This is a genomic window from Candidatus Effluviviaceae Genus V sp. (genome assembly GCA_014728125.1).
Taxonomy (GTDB): Bacteria; Joyebacterota; Joyebacteria; order Joyebacterales; family Joyebacteraceae; genus WJMD01.
Map to the genome: position 1 here is coordinate 1 of WJMD01000012.1, position 3,309 is coordinate 3,309.

General features: G+C 69.1%; 4 protein-coding genes. All 4 read right to left on the minus strand.

What is annotated here, in order from left to right:
• Nucleotides 1-206: tetratricopeptide repeat protein (locus tag GF405_00610; GenBank protein MBD3366656.1), on the minus strand; the 206-nt coding region annotated here is incomplete at its 3' end.
• 11 nt (nucleotides 207-217) lie between these two features.
• On the minus strand, nucleotides 218-898 hold the full coding sequence (locus tag GF405_00615; GenBank protein ID MBD3366657.1) for a ribulose-phosphate 3-epimerase: 681 nt from the start codon (nucleotides 896-898) through the stop codon (nucleotides 218-220).
• A 62-nt stretch (nucleotides 899-960) separates the two neighbouring features.
• Nucleotides 961-1,758, minus strand: a complete 798-nt coding sequence (locus tag GF405_00620) for a PASTA domain-containing protein (GenBank protein ID MBD3366658.1) — start codon at nucleotides 1,756-1,758, stop codon at nucleotides 961-963.
• Nucleotides 1,755-3,233, minus strand: coding sequence for a 16S rRNA (cytosine(967)-C(5))-methyltransferase RsmB (gene rsmB / locus GF405_00625; GenBank protein ID MBD3366659.1), 1,479 nt, complete (start codon nucleotides 3,231-3,233; stop codon nucleotides 1,755-1,757). Before rsmB ends, GF405_00620 begins: the two co-directional genes overlap by 4 nt.
• Nucleotides 3,234-3,309 lie beyond the last annotated feature (76 nt).

A 3,309-nucleotide genomic window follows, 5' to 3' on the forward strand; every position in this document is an offset into this window, starting at 1 on the left:
CCGAGATAGAGGCCGAGGTAGGCGTGCGCCTTCGGGCTCTCGGGGTTGTCGGCTACGGCCTTCTCCATCACCGAGACGGCCTCCTGGAGCCGGCCGGCCTCGCGATGTCCCTCGGCGAGTTCGATCGCATCAGCAAGCGGCGTCGCCCAGGCGGCCGCGGTCAGCAGAGCGATGACGGCCACAAGCATCGCGGTCGTGCGCACCATGTGAGACCCCTCTATCTCTCGAGCGCCGCCGTCGCGGCCGTCCGGATGTCCCTCAGGGCGGCCGCACGGTCGTCGTGTCCGAAGATGGCGGACGCGGCCACGAGCACTTCGCCCCCGTTCCGCGCGACCTCGGGGGCCGTGTCGGGTCCGACGCCGCCGTCGACCTCGATGAGGAAGGAGAGCCCCCGCTCCCTCTTCCAGTCGGCGATTTGCCGGAGCTTGGGCATCACGTCCGGGATGAAGCTCTGCCCGGCGAACCCGGGGTTCACGGTCATGACGAGCGCGAGGTCGATCGCCTCGAGGTAGGGCTCGATGTGCGCGGCCGGGTTGGGCGGGTTGACGGCCAGCCCGGGCTTCGCACCCCGCGCACGGATGAGTTCGATGACCTCGTGGGCGTCCTTGCAGACCTCGCTGTGGAACATGATGTAGTCCGCGCCGGCGTCGATGAACGCGGGAGCGTACTCGGCCGGGTCGGTGATCATGAGATGCGCGTCGATCGGAACGTCGGTCACGCTGCGCACCGCGCGAACGATGACGGGTCCCAGCGTGATGTTCGGCACGAAGTGACCGTCCATGACGTCGATGTGGATCATGTCGGCGCCGGCCTCGACGACCGTCTCGATCTCCTCGCCCAGTCTGGCGAAATCGGCCGCAAGAATGGACGGTGAGATCAGGATGCGCTGTTCGCTCATGGCGTCTCCCGTGCGGTGGTGTACGACGGACCCCCGGCGGCTCTGTGCGGCGGTCCGGTCTCTTACCCTCTGCCCACTCTCAGGGTCACGCCCTCGCCCTCCACGACGTGCGAGCCGGCGGCCGGGTCCTGGACGACCACGACGTCCCGGTGGAAGCGTCCGTCGCCGCGCTCGTACTTGACCGCGCGCACGACCAGCCCCAGCCCCTCGGCGATGACGCGCGCCTCCTCGGGCGTCCGCCCGACGAGCGACGGCATGATGAACTCGAGCGGCCTCGGTCCCAGGCTCACGAGGAGCTTGACCGGCGTCCCCGCGGGCGCGACGGCCCCGGGCCCGGGATCGGTCCCCACGACGCGTCCGCGCTCGACGCGGGTCGTGTGCGTTTCGACGATCTCGCTGACGGTGAAGCCCGCGGCCTCCGCGTCGAGCTGCGCCTGCCGCGCCGTGAGCCCGCCGAGCGGCGGGACGGTCCGGATGTCCTGGCCCTCGCTCAGGACGACCGCGATGCTGCGCCCGACCTTCATCTCGACGCCCGGCGACGGCACCTGCGACGCCACGGCGCCCTCGCGGTAGCTCGGGTGCGGCCGCGTCGTCTCGATGCGCACGCCGAGCCCGACGGCGTCCGCGGCCCTCTCCGCGTCGATGAGTAGCTTGCCCTGGATGTCCGGCGCCTCGACCAGGTCGCCCGCCCCGACGAGGATCGGCATGATCACGTAGTTGAACAGCACGAACACGGCGACGATGCCCGCGAGGACGGCCGAGATGTCGACGAGCCACTTCAGCGGGCCTTTCCGCCACGCCGAGCGACGGTTCTCTGCCGGGGGTGCCTCGTCGCGGCTCACCTTCGGAGCGTCGCTCACGCCGTCACCTCCTCGCTCGAGAGCACGCCCTCGACCGAGAGCTCCATCGTCGCCTCGTTCGGCAGAGGCTCCTCCTCGTACATCACGTCGTCCCCCGTTCCGCCCTTCCTCACGAGCCGCGCGGCGAACGCCCCGTCGATGCCGTGGCGGTGCGGCAGGATCGAGACGTAGCCTCCGTCGACGAACATGTCGGGGCAGAACCTGGCGGCGTTCTCGACCGTGAAGTCGTTCCGCTTCTCGAGGAAGCGCTTGACCACGTAGGTGTTCTCCTCGGGCTCCAGGCTGCAGGTGCTGTAGACGATGCGCCCGCCCGGTCTCACGAGCTTCGCGGCGGTGTGCAGGAGGCGCAGCTGTCGGCTCGTCTGCCGGGCGAAGATCTGCCGCGGGTGGATCCTCTCGAGCTCCTCGATGTCCTCCCTGATGCGCTCGCGGGCGTGGATATCGAACTTCCACCGCGCGTCGACCCGTCTCCCGAGCGTCCCGGTTCCCGTGCACGGTGCGTCCACCAGAACCGCGTCGGCCCCGCCTGCCGTCTCGGACGTGGCCTCGCCCTCGATGACCTCGCAGTTGTCCAGGCCCAGCCGTTCGATGTTCTCCCGGAGCATGTCGGCCCGCTTGTCGGATATCTCGAACGCCTTGATCGTTCCGTGTCCGCGCATGCGGTCGGCGATCGCCGTCGTCTTGCCTCCGGGCGCCGCGCACATGTCGACGACCGTCTCACCTGGTTCCGGGTTGAGGAGCGTGACCGCCGCCAGCGTGCTCTCGTCCTGGAACTGCATCTCACCATTCCTGAAGGCGGTCAGGTCCTTCACGTCGCCGCCGCCTAGGATCTCGATACAGTCGTCGAAGTACCGTCCCGGGCGGGAGTCCCGTCCGTCACGGCGGAGCGACTTCGCCAGATCGGCCGCGTCCGTGCGAAGCCGGTTCACCCGTGCCACCAGACGCGGCACCTGGTTGTTGTATTCGCAGAGAATGGTCGTGTTGACCGGGCCGTAGCGGTCGAGCCACCGGCCGATGAGCACGGGAGGGTGGGAGTAGACCACGCTGATGTGTGCGACCGGGTCCTCCTCCATCGTGGGGAAGTCGGGCCGAAGGCTGGTCAGGATGTTCCGGAGAACCGCGTTCGTCAGCCCGGCCGTGCCGCGGTGGCCGTAGCGCTTGGCCAGGTTGACCGACTCGCTGACGGCGGCCCTCGGCGGGATGCGGTCGAGATAGTCGATCTGATAGAGCCCCAGGCGGAGCGCGTTCCGAATGGTGATGGGAAGCGCCAGCAGACCACCCTTAACGTACTGGTCGAGCACCCAGTCGAGCCGTCCCTTCCAGCGGATGACCCCGTACGTGAGGTTCTGGGCCAGCGCGACATCGCGGTCGTCGAGCGTCGCCGTCCTGAGCTCCCGCTCGAGGACCGCATCGATCTTCCGGTCGCCCGACTCCCACTCCGACAACGTCAGGAGCGCGATCTGTCGTGCATCCACGCGCTACCTCCTCGCACCGAAGACGCCGATGGCCTCACGCACGCGGGCAAGGTCGACGCGCGTGTCACGGCAGGGC

Excerpts from the sequence above, each read along its gene's own strand:
- GF405_00615 (MBD3366657.1), bottom strand. The coding sequence starts at position 898 with ATGAGCGAACAGCGCATCCTGATCTCACCGTCCATTCTTGCGGCCGAT.